This is a genomic window from Nonomuraea sediminis (genome assembly GCF_018531495.1).
Taxonomy (GTDB): Bacteria; Actinomycetota; Actinomycetes; order Streptosporangiales; family Streptosporangiaceae; genus Nonomuraea; species Nonomuraea sediminis.
The window spans coordinates 666,663-683,405 of the sequence record NZ_JAHDTI010000004.1; the positions used below are offsets into that span (position 1 = coordinate 666,663).

Genomic DNA, 16,743 nt, shown 5'->3' on the forward strand with positions numbered 1-16,743 from the left:
GGCTACCCACGCAGGCCTTTGCTAATGAGGTCCATCACCGTCGAATCGGTCAGCGTGGTCACGTCCCCGAGCGCCCGGTCCTCCGCCACGTCCTTCAGCAGGCGCCGCATGATCTTCCCCGAGCGCGTCTTGGGCAGTTCGGGCACGACCAGCACCTGCCTGGGCCTGGCGATCGCGCCCAGCGCCCGCGCCACGTGCGCGCGCAGTTCCTGCTCCTCGGGTACGGCATCGCCGCGCGGGATGACGAAGGCCACGATGGCCTGCCCGGTGACCGGGTCCGCGGCGCCCACGACGGCCGCCTCGGCCACCGCAGGATGCGAGACCAGCGCCGACTCGACCTCGGTGGTGGAGATGTTGTGCCCGGACACCAGCATCACGTCGTCCACCCGGCCGAGCAGCCACAGGTAGCCGTCCTCGTCGCGGCGGGCGCCGTCGCCGGCGAAGTACCGCCCGGGGAAGCGCGACCAGTAGGTCTCGTGGAAGCGCTCCATGTCGCCCCAGATGCCGCGGGCCATGGACGGCCACGGCCTGGTCAGCACCAGGTAGCCGGACTCGGTCACGTCGGCGGCGACGCCGGGCAGCGGGCGGGTGGCCGAACCTGGCTTGGTCGCGGTGACGCCGGGCAGCGGGCTGACCATGATGGCGCCCGTCTCGGTCTGCCACCAGGTGTCCACGATGGGGCAGCGGTCGCCGCCGATCGTGCCGCGGTACCACATCCAGGCCTCGGGGTTGATCGGCTCGCCCACGGAGCCCAGGAGCCGCAAGCTCGACAGGTCATACTTTTTCGGGATGTCGTCACCCCACTTCATGAACATCCGGATCGCGGTCGGGGCCGCGTACAGGATGGTCACGCCGTACTTCTCGATGATCTCCCACCAGCGACCCTGGTGCGGCGAGTCGGGCGTGCCTTCGTACATGACCTGGGTGGCGCCGTTGGCCAGCGGGCCGTAGACGAGGTAGGAGTGGCCCGTCACCCAGCCGACGTCGGCCGTGCACCAGAACACGTCGCCGTCCTTCAGGTCGAACACGGCGTGGTGGGTGTAGGCCGTCTGCGTCAGGTAGCCGCCGGTCGTGTGCAGGATCCCCTTCGGCTTCCCCGTCGTGCCGCTGGTGTACAGGATGAACAGGGGATGCTCGGCGTCGAACGCCTCGGGCTCGTGCTCGGCGCTCTGGGCGTCCACCACCTCGTGCCACCACAGGTCGCGCTCGGTCCAGGCGGTCTCCTGCCCGGTACGCCGTACCACCAGCACGTGCCGCACCTCGGGCAGGCCCGCGACGGCCGCGTCCACGGCCGGCTTGAGCGCGTGCGCCGCGCCCTTGCGGTAGCCGCCGTCGGCGGTGATCACCACCCGCGCGCCCGCGTCCTGGATCCGGCCCGCCAGCGCCTCGGCGGAGAACCCGCCGAACACCACCGTGTGCGGCGCGCCGATCCTGGCGCAGGCCAGCATCGCGATCACCGCCTCGGGGATCATCGGCAGGTAGATCGCGACCCTGTCGCCCTTGCCGACGCCCAGCTCGACGAGCGCGTTGGCCGCCCTGCTCACCTGGTCCCGCAGGTCGCGATAGGTGATGGTACGGCTGTCGCCGGGCTCGCCGACCCAGTGGATCGCCACCCGGTCGCCGTGGCCCGCCGCGACGTGCCGGTCGACGCAGTTCACCGCGGCGTTGAGGCGGCCGCCGTCGAACCAGCGGGCCACCGGGGCGCCGCTCCAGTCCAGGACGGCGTTCCACGGGGTGTCCCAGTGCAGGCGGGCGGCCTGCTCGGCCCAGAACCCCTCGGGATCGGCCTCGGCCCTGGCGTAGGCGTCCTGCTTGACGTTGGCGTTCGCGGCGAAGTCGGGCGCCGGGGCGAAGCGGCGCTCCTCCTGCAGCAGGTTGGCGAGCATGGTCCCCCCAAGGTTGGAAATTTCGCTGCATCCACCCTGGGCGGGAGAGATTGACGGCCGATGGACGGCCGGTCTACCGGCCGTCGATGGAGATCGCGGTGCCGCTGAGCAGCCACACCAGCGCCAGCGTGGCCAGCACGCAGACGACGATCACGAGCCAGCCGAGCAGGATCGCGCCGAGCGCCATGCCCCTGCCGTCGGCGCCGAGCCGCTTGGCGCGGTATCGCGCGACGTGCCCGGTGACGATCCCGGCGATGGCGCTCAGGACGGCGAGAGCGACGAAGACCGGCGGGTTCATCCAGGCGATGCCGGTGAAGAAGCAGCCGAGGGCGGCCACGCCGAATCCCGCGAAACCCACGGCCAGCCTGGCCGGAGTGTTCCTGCTCGGCGCGTCCCGCACGGTCGTCGTCATCTTCGCCCCCTTCGGGTCATCCGGAGAATCCTACAGATAACGGGACGATTAAGCTGCAATTGCACGAAAATATCCCAAAGAGGACAGCCGGAGAGCCCGGCCCCGAGGGTGGGGACCGGGCTCTCCTACGTGCCTATCGGCTTACCACCAGTGGCGGTAGACCTTGACGTACTCCGTGCGGCTCTCGGAACCGCTGAGCTCGTCGGAACCATCGAACACGGCCTTGAACTGGCCGCTCCTCCAGGCGCGGGTCTCGGCGTTGAACTTGCCGCCCCAGCGGGTCTTGCTGGAGGCGACCCACTTCCAGCCGCTCGAGCCGTTGGCCTGGTAGTAGATGTTGACCTTCTCGCCGCGGGCGCCCTCCCAGCCGTCGTCGTTGACCTGCAGACGGCCGGAGAACTCGATGGTGCGACCCTTGCGGACGCGGTCGGGGTCGGCGCTGAACCGCACGATGCGGGTGTCGGCCTTGCCCTGCTTGACCTCGACGGAGAAGTACGCCGAGTCACTGGCGACCTGCTTGCCGTCCTTGTCGAACGCCGCAGCCGTGGCCTTCCACTTACCGGCCGGGTCGTTGGCGTTGAAGGGGACGGAGAAGCGCCAGCTGTCCAACTGCTGGACATCCTTGGCACGCAGGGTGCGCGCGCCCTCGGGCACCACGCTGAGCGTGACCTTCTGGACGTCCGGGCTGGCGTCGACCTTGAAGTAGGCCGTCGTCTCGTCATCGCCCCCGACCACGACCGGGTTGGGTGAGATGTCCCTGATCTCGATGATCGAGGCCTTCTTGGCCTGAGCGGAGGCAGCGCCACCACCAGATACCAGCATGGCCCCGCCCACCAGGGCAGAGATGATTCCTACAGCGATTTTTCTCATGAGGGTGCTGATTCCTCTCCCCGTGACTGGAGTCGGCTTCGGGATGGCCGACTCCCTCTACTACTTAGAGGCACTTAATGGGGAAAAGGTTGGCTAAAGTTACGAGAAATATTTGATCACGGCGTCGACCAGGGGGTTTCCGAGAAATCCGCTTTGGGATGACGTGACCTACTACAGTCTGGCGCATGACCGACGTCTACACGCTCGGCGAGGCGCTGGGGGTGGTCTCCAGCGGCCGGGTCCGGCACGAGTGCGAGGCCCGCCTGGACGTCTGCGGGCCGGAGTTCACGCTGGCAGTGGCCCTGGCGCGGCTCAGGCACCGGGTGGCCTACCTCGGCAAGGTGGGCAGCGACGAGCTGGGCGCGCGGGTGCTCACGATCCTGCGCGGCGAGGGTGTCGACATCGCGGACATGCGGGTCACCGAGGGCGCCCAGACCGGGTTGCTGCTGCGGGAATCGCGGCTGGGGCGTCCGGAAAGGTTGACTCACTACCGGAACGGATCGGCCGGATCCCGCCTCAGCCCCGGGAACGTTCCCATCGACCGGATCGGCGCCGCCAAGATCCTGCACGTGTCGGGCGTCACCGCGGCGCTCAGCAGGGACGCGCTCGAGGCCGTCCGCTCGGCCGTCTCGGCGGCCAGGACGGCCGAGGTGATCATCTCCTTCGCCGTGGACTACCGGCCGGAGCTGTGGGCCTCGGTCAGGGAGGCCGAGGAGGTGCTCGGCGAGCTGGCCTGCGCCTCGCACCTGCTCTTCCTCGGGCAGGAGGAGCTCGACCTGGTCAAGCCCGCGCTCACGGCCGAGCGCGAGGTGGTCGTCAACCGCGGCCAGAAGGGGGCCAGCGTCCGGGCCGATCGGATGCGCTACGACCAGCCCTCGCTCCAGGTACCCGTCGTCGACACGGCGGGCGGCCAGGACGCCTTCGTGGCCGGGTACATCAGCGCCGCCCTCGACGGCCTGACGCCCCAGGAGCGCCTCCACCGCGGCGCCCTCCTCGGCGCGGCCGCCGTCTCCAGCGCCAGCGACTGGCAGGGCCTGCCCACCCGCGCCGACCTCTGACCCCGCCGCCGGTGGCCCGGGAGCCACCGGCGGGCGGGCGGCCGTCACGGGTTGACGGTGAGGGTGAAGGTCGAGGTCGTGTTACGGATGTTCACCGCGTTGTTCGCCAGCTTCAGCGTGTTGAACGTCGCCGAGCCGACCGCAGGACCCTGGTCGGGCTCGGGCAGCTCGTTGGCCCAGATGGCGAAGCCGGACTTGGCGTCGAAGGCGTCACCGCTGCGCTGCGCGCCCGAGATCGACACGTTGGTCAGGACCGTGTCCTTGACCGGGTTCTGCGGCTGGCCGCCGACGTAGTTGGTCTGGAACATGATGCCGTGGTAGGTCGGGTCGACGATGTCCAGGTTGTTGACCCGGATGCCCTGGAACACCTTGGAGGCGGAGAAGAGCCACATCGCGGGGAAGGTCTGCTGCCCCCAGAAGTGGCCGCCGTCCCTGACCAGCGTGATGCCGTCGAACGTGGTCGGCGGGGAGGCGCCGAAGCCGTTCATCGGGATCCCGAAGTCCAGCGAGCTGATCGTGACCCCGGAGTAGACCAGCGTGTCGGCCACGTAGATGTTGCGGAAGGTGTTGCCGTAGCCGCCGTAGACGGCCACGCCCGCGGCCCGCCAGGTCAGCAGCGAGGTCAGGTTCTCGAAGACGTTGTCGTGCTGCTCGCCGGGGTTGTTGTCGATGGCCGAGAACAGCGCGAAGCTGTCGTCGCCGGTGGAGCGCGCCTCGACGTTGGTGACAAGGTTTCCCGTGCTGCCGTTGGTCATGTTGATGCCGTCGGCGAACGTGTCGCGGATCCGCGAGTTCCTGATCGTGGTGTTGTCGGTGTTGGTGCCCCAGAACATGCAGACGAAGTGCTCGATCCACACGTCGTCGATCACCATGTTGGCCACGTTGGAGAAGTCGAAGACCTTCCCCGGCCCGTCGATGCGGGAGGTGTAGTTGCCGAACACGGCGAACCCGGCGTAGGTGGAGCCGTTCGCCGACGACTCCGTGCGGAACCCGACGTCGGTGTTCTCCTGGCCGGCCGGCGCGAAGAAGCGGGTGTACCACGGCCCGGCTCCCACGATCCTGACCGCCTTGCCGTACACCTGGAGCTTGCTCGACAGCTGGTAGTCGCCGGTGGGCAGGTAGACGCCGACCAGGGACGAGTCCTGCCGGGCCCTGTCGAGCGCGTTCTGCACGTCCTGCTGGCTGAACCCGGCGGGTACGGCATAGCGCGACGGATCCGGGTTGGCCGCGGCCGTCGCCTGCTCCAGGTTGACGAAGTCGATCGTGTACGTGGCGCCGTTGGCCGGGTCCTTCTGCAGGCGGATCCTGCTGCCCTTCGGGACCGTGGTGCCGAGCAGCACGCTCGCCTCGTCGTAGATGTGCCGGGCCGGGCCCGAGCCGGGGGAGTTGTTCGGGCTCGCCTCGGGGCCGTAGAGCCAGGCGTAGCGCGAGGTCAGGTTGATCGCCTTGAGGAAGGTGCCGTCGACGTAGATGTTGAGCGAGGTCGAGTCGTTGCCGTCGGGCACGGAGAATCTGGTGACCAGCGTGTTCGTGCTGGCCCTGGTGGTGAACTCGACGTAGGCGCCGGTCGTGCCGAGCGTCACCGCCCTGCGGCCCGAGGCCTCGCCGCCGAGGTCGCCGACGGTCCTGTTCGGGCCGACGCGGGTCGCGCCGCCGCCGATCGTGGCGTCCTCCGCCTCGTACATGTCGTAGGGCAGGTGCGCGCCGCGGCCGACGAACAGCGGCTGGGTGGCGGTGTTGTTGACGCGCTGGGCGGGCAGCTCTGCCGGGTCGTCGGCCAGCACGGTCCTGACGGTGTAGTTGCCGTTGGCCGCGGTCCACGTGCCCAGGCCGGCCGCCGCCGACGTGGCGCCCGGGGCGAGGGCGCCGCTCACGGACCCGGTCGCCGTTTTCACGACATTTCCGGAAGAGTCGGTGAGGGTGAGCGTGATCCCGTGCGAGCCGCCCGACGTGGCGACCGTGCCCTGGTTCCTGATGGCGACCGAGAACGTCACGGTGTCGCCCTGGGACGGGTTTCCCGGCGCCCACGAGGTCACGGGCACGATGTCGGCCGTCTGGGGCGGCGGGACCGCCTTGCCGTACACCTCGAACTCGGCGACCTGCCCGCCGGGCGCGCCGGAGTTGGCGGTGATGCGCAGCTGCACGTCGGCCACGCGCGCGGTGACCGGGATCGTCACGGTGTTCCCCGAGGCCGGGTCGAAGGTGTAGGTGGTGGCGGCGACCAGGCCGGTGAAGGAGGAGGCGCTCTCCTCCCGTCCGAGCACCTGGATGGTCTGGGTGCGCCGCGCCCAGATCGGGTCGGGGTTGAGCTTGAGCACGACCGAGGTGAGGTCGGCGTTCCCGCCGAGCTGGACGGTCAGCGTGTTCGGGTAGGCCCCGCCCTCCCAGTAGGTCTGGACGTTCCCGTCGTCGGCGTTGGCCGCCACGTAGGTCTGGTTGTGCGAGGACTCGGTCATCGCCTTGCCGAGCGCCAGGTTCGTGCCCGGGTTGGAGCCGGCAGTGCCGTACACCTCGAACTCGGAGAGCTGGCCCGCGGGCCAGCCGGTGTTGGCGGTGATCTGCAGGCGGAGGAAGCGCGCGCTGCCGCTGAGGGTGATCGTCGCGGCAGGGTCGAAGGTGTAGGTCGCCGACGCCACGAGCGTCGCGAAGCTCGACCCGTCCGTGCTGCCCTGCACCGTGAGGGTCTGCGTACGGCTCGGCCACCCGGAGGGCAGCTTGAGCACCAGCCGGTCCACGGCGGCCACCGAGCCCAGGTCCACCTGGACCCACTGGGGCAGCGCGTTGTTGGCCGACTCCCAGTAGGTGGCCTGGTTCCCGTCGGTGACGTTGGCGGCCCGGTAGACGTCGGTGAAGCTGCTGGCGGAGGCGGCCTTTCCTGCCGCGAGGTTGGGCGGGTCGGCCGCCATGGCCGGTGTGGCGAGTAATCCGAGTACCAACGCAAGGGCGGCTAAGACGGCTCTCATGGGGGAGGCCCTTCGTGTGAGGCGGATGGCCGAACCATAAGTTGTCGAGCAGATCACAGCAATATTCCGACGAGATTTCGCAAAGAACTGACGGTCCAATGCGAGCTCATGGAAGCTTTCCTTGCAGGTCAGGCTGCCGAACAAGCGCTGTCAGACGTCAACCGCCCGTGCAAGCCGCCAAGTCGGATCGGCGTAAGCGGTTGCAAGCGCTTGCGCGCCCGGTCGTATAGTTTGCGCATGACGCGACGACTCGCAGAGGTGGCCAAGAAGGTCGGGGTGAGCGAGGCGACCGTGAGCCGCGTGCTCAACGGCAAGCCCGGGGTGTCGGAGGCCACCCGCGAGGCGGTGCTGACCGCTCTCGACGTGCTCGGCTACGAGCGCCCCACGCAGCTGCGCGGCGACAGGGCCCGGCTGGTGGGGCTGGTCCTGCCCGAGCTGCAGAACCCGATCTTCCCCGCGTTCGCCGAGGTGGTCGGCGGTGCGCTGGCTCAGCAGGGTTTCACCAGCGTGCTGTGCACCAGGACCGTGGGCGGCGTCTCCGAGGCCGACTACGTCGACCTGCTCCTGCAGCAGCAGGTCAGCGGCGTGGTCTTCGCCGGCGGGCTGTACGCGCAGGCCGCCGCCTCGCACGGGCACTACGAGCTGCTGCACGAGCGCAAGCTGCCGACCGTGCTGGTCAACGCGGCCGTCGACCATCTGGACTTCCCCCAGGTCTCCTGCGACGACTCGGTCGCCGCCGAGATCGCGCTGGCCCACCTGAAGGCCCTGGGCCACGAGCGGATCGGCATGGTGCTCGGGCCCAAGGACCACATGCCGTCGCGGCGCAAGCTGGAGTGCTTCCTCGGCAAGGACGGCGACCCCGAGCTGGTCGAGCACACCATGTTCTCGCTGGAAGGCGGGCACGCGGCGGCCTCGCGCCTGGTCAGGCGGGGCGTGACCGGCGTCATCTGCGCCAGCGACCTGCTCGCGCTCGGCACGATCAGGGCCGCGAAGCGGGCGGGGCTGAGCGTCCCCGCGGACGTCTCGGTCATCGGCTTCGACGACTCCGCCCTGATGAACTGCACCGAGCCGCCGCTGACCACGGTCCGCCAGCCGATCGACGCGATGGGCAGGGCCGCCGTGGACCTGCTCGTCGCCCAGATCGACAAGGCCGTGGTGCCCGCCGACGAGCTGCTCTTCGAGCCGGAGCTGGTGGTGAGGGCCTCGACCGCCCGCGCTTAACATAGTCGTTATCTTGCAATGCTCCGTCGAAATATTGCGTGATCTCGTTGGCGATCCTATGGTGTGGGCACCTCGCATCAGAAGGGTCAGACCCATGCAGAGATCGACGGGGCTCCTCTTAGTGGCCGCTCTATGCCTGTCCGCCTGCGCCTCCACCAAGGAACCCAGCACCACCTCGGCGAACGTCACCATCACCGTGGCCTGCCAGCCGGCCAAGTCCGCGCCCAAGGAGCGCCAGGCCTGGGACGACGACGTGGCGACCTTCATGAAGGCCCACCCCGGCGTGACCGTCAAGAGCACCGACCAGCAGCCGTGCTTCGACCCCAAGACGTTCGGCCCCAAGCTGGCGGGCGGCCAGATGGAGACCGTCTTCGTGGTCCCCGTCACCAACTACAACGACGTCATCAGCCAAGGTCAGGCCCTGGACGTCACCCAGTACACCGGCGAGATCAAGAACTGGAACGACCTGCGCCAGGACGTCCGCGCCCTGGTGACCAAGGACGGCAAGGTGTACGGCGTGCCGAACGTGCACTACGGCGTCGGCCTGGTCTACAACCGCAAGCTGTTCACCCAGGCGGGCCTCGACCCCAGCAACCCGCCCAAGACCTGGGCCGAGATCCGCGAGGCCGCCAAGAAGATCGCCGGCCTGGGCCCCGGCTACGTGGGCTACGGCGAGTACTCCGGCGGCAACACCGGCGGCTGGCACTTCACCCAGGCCATCTACGGCCGCGGCGGCAGCGACCTGACCCCCGACAACAAGAAGGCCGCGTTCAACTCGCCCGAGGGCAGGGCCGTGCTGCAGAACCTGCACGACATGCGCTGGGTGGACAACAGCATGGGCAGCAAGCTGCTGGTCGGCTGGGAGTCGCTGATGATGGCGATGGGCAGCGGCAAGGTCGGCATGATGCTCGGCGCGCCCGACGTGGTCACCGACGTGGTCAACAAGTTCAAGGGCAACGTCGCCGACTACGGCATCACCGGCTTCCCCGAGGCCAAGGCCACGCTCAGCGGCGGCGAAGCCTTCATGGTCAACCCCAAGGCCACCCCCGCGGAGGCCAAGGCGGGCCTGCAGTGGATCGACTTCCGCTTCAACACCGTCGGCAAGGGCCGCTTCGACTTCGCCCGCGGCAAGACGCTCGGCAACCCGGTCGGCGTGCCCGACAACGACGTCTACGGCGACTCGGCCACCGGCAAGGCCATCCAGGCCGACCGCAAGGCCAACGCCACCCTGCCGGTCGAGAACTACGAGCCGTACGTGCAGGCGGCGGCCGCGGTCCCGCCCAAGGCCGAGCCCGTCCATGCCCAGGAGCTGTACGCGATCCTCGACGTGGCCATGTCGGGCGTGCTGAGCAGGCAGAACGCCGACGTCGGCCAGCTGCTCTCCGACGCAGAGAGCAAGGCCAACTCGATGCTGGCCGCCAAGGGCTGACCGCATGACCTCGTTGAGCACGAGACGCCTTCCCGGCGTGCGACGCAACCTGACGGCCTACGGATTCCTGTGCGCGGCGCTGTTCTGCTTCGCGGTGTTCGCCTGGTATCCGATGATCCGCGAGTTCATTCTGAGCTTCCAGAAGACGAACCTGATCGGGTCGCCGCAGTGGGTCGGGCTGGACAACTTCACCGCGGTCGTCCAGGACCCGGCCTTCGGGCAGGCATGGCTGAACACGGCGGAGTTCACGGTGCTCGCGCTGCTGTGCGGGTACGCCGTGCCGTTCGTCGTCGCGCTCGTGCTCAACGAGCTGCGCCACGCCCGGGCCTACCTGCGGTTCGTGGTCTACCTGCCGGTCATGCTGCCGCCGATCGTGGCGGTGCTGCTGTTCAAGTGGTTCTTCGATCCGGGTCCCGGACTGTTCAACCAGATACTGGACTTCTTCCACCTCCCCGGCCTGGCCTGGCTGGACTCCTCCGCGACCGCGCTGATCTCCCTGGTCATCGTCTCCACCTGGATGAACATGGGCAGCGCGACGCTGATCTACCTGGCGGCGCTGCAGAACATCCCGCCTGAGCTCTACGAGGCGGCCGAGCTGGACGGCGCGGGGATCCTCAAGCGGATCAGGCACGTCACGATCCCGCAGACCAGGCTGATCCTGCTGCTCATGCTGATGCTGCAGATCGTGGCCACGATGCAGGTCTTCATCGAGCCGTACATGCTCACCGGCGGCGGCCCGGAGAACGCCACGGTCACGGTCGCCTACCTGATGTACCAGTACGCCTTCGTCTACGGACAGAACTACGGCGCCGGGGGAGCCCTCGGCATGATGCTGATGATCGTCCTGCTTGCCTTCGCGGCCTTCCAGCTCCGCCTGACAAGAGAGGACAAATCATGACTTCGGTACGGCAAGGCCTCGCCGCATCCGCGGAGCCCGCCGCGCCGGAGCCCAGGCGGCGGCGGCGAGAACCGCGCAGGCCGAAGCCGATCGACGTCCAGTTCCGCACGATCGTCTCGCCCCACCAGCTCAACAGCCGGTGGGGGCGGCGGATCTACTGGGCCGTCCTGGTCACGGTCGTGGTCTCCTTCACGCTGATCTTCGTCTTCCCGCTGTACTGGATGATCACCGGGGCGATGAAGACGGGCGAGGAGATCGCCCAGATGCCGCCCACGCTCTTCCCCGCCCACCTGTCGTTCGACGCCTTCCTGGAGGCGTGGGACCTGTTCGACATCGGGACGCTGCTCCGCAACACCGCCTGCTACGCCGTCGGCGGCTGGCTGTTCTCGATGGCCGTCGACGTGGCCGCCGCCTACGCGCTGTCCAAGCTGCGGCCGGCCCTGGGCAACGTCGTGCTCGGCGCGATGCTGGCCACCCTGATGATCCCGCCGATGGTGGTGCTGATCCCGACCTACGTCACGATCGTGGACCTGGACCTGCTGAACAACCCGTGGGGGCTGTGGTTCCCCGCAGCGGCCAACGGCTTCAACATCTTCCTGCTCAAGCGCTTCTTCGACTCCATACCGCGGGAGCTGATCGAGGCCGCGCAGATCGACGGCGCGGGCGCGCTGCGGGTGCTGTGGTCCGTGGTGCTGCCGGTGTCGCGGCCGATCCTCGGCGTGGTCTCCATCTTCACGATCGTCAACGCCTTCCGCGACTTCGTGCTGCCGCTGCTGGTCATGTCCGACAGCGAGAAGATGACCATCAGCGTGGGCCTGTCGCAGACCGCGGGCGCGGTGTCGCAGAACCAGATCATGGGCGGCCTGGTGATCGCGAGCATTCCGACGATCATCGTCTTCTTCGTCTTCCAACGGCACATCATGGCGGGCCTCACCGCCGGATCGATAAAGGGATGAGCATGTCGCAAACGTGGTGGCGGGGGACCGCGATCTACCAGGTCTATCTGCGCAGCTTCGCCGACGGCAACGGTGACGGCTTCGGTGACCTGGCCGGGCTGCGGGGACGCCTGCCGTACCTGAAGGAGCTCGGCATCGGGGCGATCTGGCTGAACCCGTGGTACCCGTCGCCGATGGCCGACGGCGGGTACGACGTGGCCGACTACCGGGACATCGAGCCGGTCTTCGGGACGCTGGCCGAGGCGGAGAAGTTCATCGCCGAGGCGCACGAGCTGGACATCAAGGTGATCATCGACGTGGTGCCCAACCACAGCTCGACGGAGAGCGCCTGGTTCAAGCAGGCGTTGTCCGACAGGTCGGTCAGGGAGCGGTTCTGGTTCCGCGACGAGCCCAACGACTGGAAGTCGATCTTCGGCGGGTCCGCGTGGACGCAGGTGGCCGACGGGCAGTGGTACCTGCACCTGTTCGCCCCGGAGCAGCCGGACTTCAACTGGGAGAACCCGGAGGTGCACCGCGAGTTCGAGGACGTGCTGCGGTTCTGGTTCGACCGGGGAGTGGACGGCTTCCGCGTCGACTCGGCCGCGCTGCTGTTCAAGAGCGAGGACTCCTACGAGGACCTCGACGCGGTCCACGACGTCTACCGCCGCTGGCGGGAGATCGCCGACTCCTACGGCGAGCGCATCCTGATCGGCGAGGTGTGGCTGCCCGACCAGGAGCGCTTCGCCCGGTACCTGCGGCCGGACGAGCTGCACACCGCCTTCAACTTCGACTTCCTGTCCTGCCCGTGGGACCCCGCGGAGCTGCGCCGGGTGATCGACCTGACGCTGGCCACCCACACGCCGATCGGCGCGCCGCCCACCTGGGTGCTGTCCAACCACGACGTCACCCGGCCCGTCACCCGCTACGGCAGGGCCGACACCACCTTCGCGCACGGCGGCGCGCTCCACGGCACGCCCTCGGACCTGGAGCTCGGCTACCGCAGGGCGCGCGCGGCCGCGCTGCTGGCGATGGCGCTGCCCGGCTGCGTGTACGTCTATCAGGGCGAGGAGCTCGGCCTGCCCGAGGTCGAGAACCTGCCCGACGCCGTCCGCCAGGACCCGATGTACGCCAGGTCGGGCGGCGCCAACCCGGGCCGCGACGGCTGCCGCGTGCCGCTGCCCTGGTCGGGCGAGGAGCCGCCGTTCGGCTTCGGCCCAGCCATGAGTACTGCGACGCCCTGGCTGCCGCAGCCCGAGGCCTGGCGCAAGCTGACCGCCGAGGCGCAGGCCGCCGACCTGGGCTCGATGCTCAACCTCTACCGCTCCGCGCTGGCGCTGCGCCGCGACCTGCTCGGCGACGGCACGCTCACCTGGCTGCCGCTCGGCGGTCCCGACGTGCTCGCCTTCACCCGCGAGTCGGGGCTGACCTGCGTGGTCAACCTCGGCTCCGAGCCGGTACGGCTGCCGCCCGGCGAGGTGCTGCTGGCCAGCGGGCCGCTGGAGGACGGCTCGCTGCCCCCGGACACCGCCGCCTGGCTGTCCTGACACAGGCAGCGGACGAACGCCTCCACCAGCACGCGGACGACCGGGCGCCGGTCGTCCGCCCGCCAGATGATGGCCAGGCGGCTGGGTGACAGCCCGGTGACCGGGCGGGCGGTCACGTCGTCGCGGCGGTAGAGCTCGGCGTTCCCCGCGGAGACCAGGGTCACCGCCCGGCCGGCGGCCACCGCCTCGAACGCCTCCTCGGCGGTCTCCGCCTCGGCGCCGATCACCGGCGGGCGGTCCCGCTCGTCGGTGGCCAGCCAGAAGTCGCGCAGCGGCCCCGCCGTGGCGGGCAGCGCGACGAACGGCTCGTCGAGCAGGTCGCCCAGGGATATCTCCGGCTTCGCGGCGAGCGGGTGCGCGGCGGGCAGCGCGACCCAGCGCGGCTCGGTGCTGATCACCGTGTGCAGCAGGTCGCCCGGCACAGGCAGCCAGGCGATCGCCACGTCCACCTGCCTGCTCGCCAGCCCGACCGTCGGGTCGCTCCACGGGATCTGGCGGAAGCGCAACTGCCAGTCGGGCAGCTGCTCGGCCATCGAGGGCACCAGCCCGCGCCCGATCCTGGTCTGGAAACCGACGACCAGCGTGCGGTTGTCGCGCTGGGCCTCGGCCACCGCCCGCTCGGCGCCCTCCCAGTCCTCGATGATCCTGCGGGCCAGCGGGAGCAGCGCCGCGCCCGCCGGGGTCAGCTTCACCGTGCGCCGGTCACGCTCGAAGAGCGTGGCCCGCATCGACAGCTCAAGCTGCCTGATCTGCCTGCTCAGGCTCGGCTGCGAGATGAACAGCCGCTCGGCCGCCGCCCGGGTGAAATTCAGCTCCTCGGCGACCGCGACGAAGTAGCGCAGATCTCGGATGTGCGCGTCCATAGCAAAACGCTATAACAGCAGGTCTTGGACATGCATCGCATACCCCGCGAAGCATGGACGATATGGGAAATCTAACGGGAAAGACCGCACTGGTGACGGGGGCCTCGCGCGGGATCGGGCGGGCCATAGCCGAGCGGCTGGCCGCCGACGGCGCCCAGGTGATCGTCCACTACGCGAGCAACGAGGCGCTGGCCAAGGAGGTCGTGGACGCGATCGGGGGCGGCGCCTACGCGGTCAGGGCCGCCTTCGAGGACGGCGTGGACGAGCTCTTCGACGGGCTGCGCGGGGAGCGGCTCGACATCGTGGTCAACAACGCCGCCATCCTGGGCGGGCGCCTCGGCACGATCACGCCCGCCGACTTCGACCGGGTGTTCGCGGTCAACGTGCGCGCGCCGTACTTCGTCATCGAGCGCGCGCTGCCGCTGATGAACGACGGCGGGCGCATCATCAACATCTCCTCCGCGGTGGTCCGCATCGCGCTGCCCGACGTCGTCTACTCGATGACCAAGGGCGCGCTCGACACGCTGGGCTTCACCCTGGCCCCGCTGCTCGGCGAGCGGAACATCACGGTCAACACGGTCTCGCCCGGCGTCACCGAGACGGACATGAACTCCTGGCTGCGCGACGACCCGACCGGCGGATCCCAGGTGACCTCGTTGACCGCCCTCGGCCGGATCGGCCGGCCGTCGGACATCGCCGACGCGGTGTCGCTGCTCGCCTCCGACGACGCGCGCTGGATCACCGGGCACGTCCTCGACGTCACCGGCGGGTACTTCCTCGGGCCCGAGGGCGGCGTCGTGCCCTAGCATCGTCGGATGCCACGCCTGCCCCGCCTGACGCCGGACAGTCCCTCCGCCCGCGCCCTCTACGACAAGATCGTCGCAGGGCCGCGCGGCACGTCGATGCTCGACCAGGAGGGCGGGCTGGCGGGGCCGTTCAACGCGATGCTGCTCAGCCCCGCTGTCGGCGACGCGCTGCAGGAGCTCGGCGCCGCCGTCCGCTACCGCTCATCGCTCAGCGACAGGGCGCGCGAGCTGGCCGTCCTGGTCGTCGCCTCCGCCTGGGACAGCGCCTTCGAACAGCAGGTCCACGAGCCCATCGCGCGCTCGCTCGGCCTCACGGACGCGCAGCTCGCCGACCTCAGGAACGGCAGGCCGCCCGCGCTCGGCGACCCGTCGGAGGCCGCGGTCGTCCGGGTGGCCACCGCGCTGGTGAGCAGGCGGGACCTGGACGACGAGGAGTACGCGCTGCTCCCGGAGAGCGTGGTCTTCGAGCTGACCACGCTCGTCGGCTACTACAGCACCCTCGCCCTCCAGCTCCGCGTCTTCCGCGTCCCCGGGTAGGCCCTCAGCGGCGGGCGAAGGCCGGGGCGTGTTCGGGACGCGGGCCGTACGCGATCAGGCGTGAAGGGATCTGCCGGAACCCCGGCACGTGCCTGATCAGGAACAGCAGCGAGCGCGGCGGCCCGCTGCGGCGGCCCTCGAACGCGGCGACGAACAGCACCCGCTGCAACAGCCGCTGCGCCGCCTGCACCACCACGGTCGGCGGCCACCTGCGCCGCTGCACCCTGGCCAGGTCGCGCACCGTGACGTTCCCCCGGCGCAGCGGCCTGGCGAGCAGCGCGGCGGCGGCGACAGCGTCCTGGAAGGCGAGGTTGATGCCCACCCCTCCGGCGGGCGACATGGCGTGCGCCGCGTCGCCGATGAACAGCAGCCCGTCGGAGTACCAGCGGCGCAGCCGGTTGAGCCGGACGTCGAGCAGGTGCACGTCGTCCATGCTCGCGATGTGATCGACCCGGTCGGCGAAGCGGGGCATCAGCAGCCGGATCCGCTCACGGAACCGCTCCACCCCTTCTGCCCGCAGCCGCGCGTCCCGGCCCTTCACGGTGAAGAAGGCGATCTGGTAGTAGTCCTCCCGCACCAGGCAGACCCCGGCCTCCTCGCCGCGGAAGTCGACGCGCAGCGCCGCGATCTCCTCTCGCTCGCCCTCGAACCGCGGCAGCCGGAACCACCACGTGTCGAACGGCACGGGGAACTCCCGCGGCGGCGCCTCGCGCAGGATCGAGTTGCGGCCGTCGCAGGCCACGGTCAGGTCCGCGCGCAGGTCGCCGCGGTTCGTGCGGACGCCGACCACCCTGCCGCGCTCGCGCAGCAGCCCGGTCACCTCGGTGCTCATCCGCAGCTCGAACGACGGCTCGCGCCGCCCGGCCTCGGCCAGGAAGTCCAGCAGGTCCCACTGGGGGACCATCGCGATGTAGTTGTACGGCGCGGGCAGCCGGCCGAAGTCCGTCAACGTCACCCGCCCGCCCTCGGGGACGGGCGCCGACAGATCCCCCAGCCGGCTCTGGGGCAGCTCGCGGAACCCCTTGCCCAGACCCAGCTCGTCGAGCAGCCGGATCGTGGAGGCGTGCACGGTGTCGCCACGGAAGTCGCGCAGAAAGTCCTTGTGCTTCTCCAGTACGGTCACCCGGATCCCGGCCCTGGCGAGGAGCAGCCCCAGCATCATCCCCGCAGGGCCGCCTCCGGCGATGGCGACCGTCGTCCTGTCGGTCATGTCATGCCTCAATTCATCCGTTGATGAATTTCTCTCCTATGAGCGTACGCCCCGAACCGCCGCAGATCCACCCACCTCCCGCGTCGTCGCTGAGGGCGGCCGGGGGGATCG

13 protein-coding genes and 1 pseudogene are annotated in these 16,743 nt (G+C 69.7%); 8 read left to right on the forward strand and 6 right to left on the reverse strand.

What is annotated here, in order from left to right; all coding sequences use genetic code 11:
• Positions 1–2 precede the first annotated feature (2 nt).
• From acs to KIK09_RS22985, 3 genes are all read right to left on the reverse strand, one after another.
• Complete coding sequence (gene acs / locus KIK09_RS22975) at positions 3–1,886, reverse strand: acetate--CoA ligase (RefSeq protein WP_214321328.1); 1,884 nt, start codon at positions 1,884–1,886, stop codon at positions 3–5.
• A 73-nt stretch (positions 1,887–1,959) separates the two neighbouring features.
• Complete coding sequence (locus KIK09_RS22980; RefSeq protein ID WP_214321329.1) at positions 1,960–2,298, reverse strand: DUF4190 domain-containing protein; 339 nt, start codon at positions 2,296–2,298, stop codon at positions 1,960–1,962.
• Positions 2,299–2,439: 141 nt separating this feature from the next.
• The gene (locus KIK09_RS22985; protein WP_214321330.1) at positions 2,440–3,168 is read right to left on the reverse strand and encodes a glycoside hydrolase family protein; all 729 of its coding nucleotides are present in this window, start codon (positions 3,166–3,168) and stop codon (positions 2,440–2,442) included.
• A gap of 185 nt (positions 3,169–3,353) precedes the next feature.
• Here KIK09_RS22985 and KIK09_RS22990 point away from each other — a divergent pair, with 185 nt between their 5' ends.
• The gene (locus KIK09_RS22990; RefSeq protein ID WP_214321331.1) at positions 3,354–4,226 is read left to right on the forward strand and encodes a sugar kinase; all 873 of its coding nucleotides are present in this window, start codon (positions 3,354–3,356) and stop codon (positions 4,224–4,226) included.
• A gap of 44 nt (positions 4,227–4,270) precedes the next feature.
• Here KIK09_RS22990 and KIK09_RS22995 read toward each other — a convergent pair whose 3' ends face one another.
• Positions 4,271–7,189: a discoidin domain-containing protein gene (locus KIK09_RS22995; RefSeq protein WP_214321332.1), complete on the reverse strand. Its 2,919-nt coding sequence runs from the start codon at positions 7,187–7,189 to the stop codon at positions 4,271–4,273.
• A 108-nt stretch (positions 7,190–7,297) separates the two neighbouring features.
• Between KIK09_RS22995 and KIK09_RS23000 the strand changes: the two genes are divergently transcribed.
• The 5 genes from KIK09_RS23000 to KIK09_RS57925 all read left to right on the forward strand — a co-directional run bounded on the left by KIK09_RS23000 (position 7,298) and on the right by KIK09_RS57925 (position 13,216).
• Positions 7,298–8,410, forward strand: coding sequence for a LacI family DNA-binding transcriptional regulator (locus KIK09_RS23000; RefSeq protein ID WP_275956232.1), 1,113 nt, complete (start codon positions 7,298–7,300; stop codon positions 8,408–8,410).
• A 94-nt stretch (positions 8,411–8,504) separates the two neighbouring features.
• On the forward strand, positions 8,505–9,839 hold the full coding sequence (locus KIK09_RS23005) for an ABC transporter substrate-binding protein (RefSeq protein ID WP_214321334.1): 1,335 nt from the start codon (positions 8,505–8,507) through the stop codon (positions 9,837–9,839).
• Positions 9,840–9,876: 37 nt separating this feature from the next.
• On the forward strand, positions 9,877–10,737 hold the full coding sequence (locus KIK09_RS23010; protein ID WP_308164242.1) for a carbohydrate ABC transporter permease: 861 nt from the start codon (positions 9,877–9,879) through the stop codon (positions 10,735–10,737).
• Positions 10,734–11,693, forward strand: a complete 960-nt coding sequence (locus KIK09_RS23015) for a carbohydrate ABC transporter permease (RefSeq protein WP_214321336.1) — start codon at positions 10,734–10,736, stop codon at positions 11,691–11,693. The genes KIK09_RS23010 and KIK09_RS23015 overlap by 4 nt, the downstream gene beginning before the upstream one ends.
• A 2-nt stretch (positions 11,694–11,695) precedes the next feature.
• The gene (locus KIK09_RS57925) at positions 11,696–13,216 is read left to right on the forward strand and encodes a glycoside hydrolase family 13 protein (RefSeq protein ID WP_250573553.1); all 1,521 of its coding nucleotides are present in this window, start codon (positions 11,696–11,698) and stop codon (positions 13,214–13,216) included.
• Positions 13,217–13,242: 26 nt separating this feature from the next.
• Here the strand turns inward: KIK09_RS57925 and KIK09_RS23020 are convergent.
• Positions 13,243–14,079, reverse strand: a pseudogene (locus KIK09_RS23020) (LysR family transcriptional regulator); the annotation flags it as partial.
• A gap of 62 nt (positions 14,080–14,141) precedes the next feature.
• Here KIK09_RS23020 and KIK09_RS23025 point away from each other — a divergent pair.
• Together KIK09_RS23025 and KIK09_RS23030 are read left to right on the forward strand one after the other, a co-directional pair.
• Complete coding sequence (locus KIK09_RS23025) at positions 14,142–14,885, forward strand: SDR family NAD(P)-dependent oxidoreductase (RefSeq protein WP_214321338.1); 744 nt, start codon at positions 14,142–14,144, stop codon at positions 14,883–14,885.
• Positions 14,886–14,894: 9 nt separating this feature from the next.
• Complete coding sequence (locus tag KIK09_RS23030) at positions 14,895–15,422, forward strand: carboxymuconolactone decarboxylase family protein (protein ID WP_214321339.1); 528 nt, start codon at positions 14,895–14,897, stop codon at positions 15,420–15,422.
• Between the two features lie 4 nt (positions 15,423–15,426).
• Here KIK09_RS23030 and KIK09_RS23035 read toward each other — a convergent pair whose 3' ends face one another.
• Complete coding sequence (locus KIK09_RS23035) at positions 15,427–16,632, reverse strand: FAD-dependent oxidoreductase (RefSeq protein ID WP_214321340.1); 1,206 nt, start codon at positions 16,630–16,632, stop codon at positions 15,427–15,429.
• Between the last annotated feature and the right edge of the window lie 111 nt (positions 16,633–16,743).

Bases quoted from the DNA above. Each gene is read 5' to 3' on its own strand.
- KIK09_RS23030 (WP_214321339.1), top strand. From the start codon at position 14,895: ATGCCACGCCTGCCCCGCCTGACGCCGGACAGTCCCTCCGCCCGCGCC.
- KIK09_RS22990 (WP_214321331.1), top strand. From the start codon at position 3,354: ATGACCGACGTCTACACGCTCGGCGAGGCGCTGGGGGTGGTCTCCAGC.
- KIK09_RS57925 (WP_250573553.1), top strand. From the start codon at position 11,696: ATGTCGCAAACGTGGTGGCGGGGGACCGCGATCTACCAGGTCTATCTG.
- KIK09_RS23005 (WP_214321334.1), top strand. From the start codon at position 8,505: ATGCAGAGATCGACGGGGCTCCTCTTAGTGGCCGCTCTATGCCTGTCC.
- KIK09_RS22995 (WP_214321332.1), bottom strand. From the start codon at position 7,189: ATGAGAGCCGTCTTAGCCGCCCTTGCGTTGGTACTCGGATTACTCGCC.
- KIK09_RS23015 (WP_214321336.1), top strand. From the start codon at position 10,734: ATGACTTCGGTACGGCAAGGCCTCGCCGCATCCGCGGAGCCCGCCGCG.
- KIK09_RS23000 (WP_275956232.1), top strand. From the start codon at position 7,298: ATGGAAGCTTTCCTTGCAGGTCAGGCTGCCGAACAAGCGCTGTCAGAC.
- KIK09_RS23025 (WP_214321338.1), top strand. From the start codon at position 14,142: ATGGGAAATCTAACGGGAAAGACCGCACTGGTGACGGGGGCCTCGCGC.
- acs (WP_214321328.1), bottom strand. From the start codon at position 1,886: ATGCTCGCCAACCTGCTGCAGGAGGAGCGCCGCTTCGCCCCGGCGCCC.
- KIK09_RS22980 (WP_214321329.1), bottom strand. From the start codon at position 2,298: ATGACGACGACCGTGCGGGACGCGCCGAGCAGGAACACTCCGGCCAGG.
- KIK09_RS23035 (WP_214321340.1), bottom strand. From the start codon at position 16,632: ATGACCGACAGGACGACGGTCGCCATCGCCGGAGGCGGCCCTGCGGGG.
- KIK09_RS22985 (WP_214321330.1), bottom strand. From the start codon at position 3,168: ATGAGAAAAATCGCTGTAGGAATCATCTCTGCCCTGGTGGGCGGGGCC.